The organism is Italian clover phyllody phytoplasma str. MA1, from assembly GCF_000300695.1.
GTDB lineage: Bacteria > Bacillota_I > Bacilli_A > Acholeplasmatales > Acholeplasmataceae > Phytoplasma.
The window spans coordinates 1-743 of sequence record NZ_AKIM01000190.1; the positions used below are offsets into that span (position 1 = coordinate 1).

Sequence of the window (743 nt, forward strand, 5' to 3'; positions counted from 1 at the left end):
CCTCCACTTCAACCCTGTGCGTAAAACTTTATCAATCTTTAAAGATAAACATAATGTAATTAATCCCAATATCCAATAAATAACAACTTATATCAACTTAAGACTCTAATATTGATTAGAGTCTTTTTTTATATCAAATTAAAGAAAGAGAGAAAAACTATGAATAAAAAAAATAACAAAAAAAATACAAAAAAATCAACGGGAAAAATAATCATTACTAAAAGAAAACCGATAACCGAACCTCCTAAAATAATTATTGAAACACAAACTAAAAAAGAAAATTGGTTCCTTAAAACCTTAAAATCAATTATAAACAAAATCTTATTTTTATTACCATTTATCCTAATTGGTGGGGCAATTTATTGGACACTTTTCAAATTTTTTCCTGAAGTTTTAAACCAAATCAACGCTTTTACGAGTGATGCCCCAGCTAAAACTAAATCGTTATACGATAAAGCTACTCAACCAATTCGTAATTTTATTGAATATATCTATCATAAATTAACAGGCAATGATAAAGATCCTAATCACAATCCTTCGTCGCAAAATAAATTAGGTTATTATCTAGCAACTACTTTAAGCGTCATCGGCATTTGTTTGGGAATTGGGAAAGTCGGTCATTGGTTAAAAAGCGGAAAGACAAAAACCATTAAAAAAGGAACTAAAGCCATCATTCAAAAAAAAGCTACTTCCAAAATAGCGAATGTCGGTGGTAAAATCCTTAAAATTGGTAGTAAAGCTTT

1 protein-coding gene is annotated in these 743 nt (G+C 28.5%); it reads left to right on the top strand.

Annotated elements, in window-relative coordinates; all coding sequences use genetic code 11:
- Positions 1-159 precede the first annotated feature (159 nt).
- Positions 160-743 (top strand): hypothetical protein (locus RI01_RS03250; RefSeq protein ID WP_017193239.1); only part of this gene is annotated, 584 nt, incomplete at its 3' end.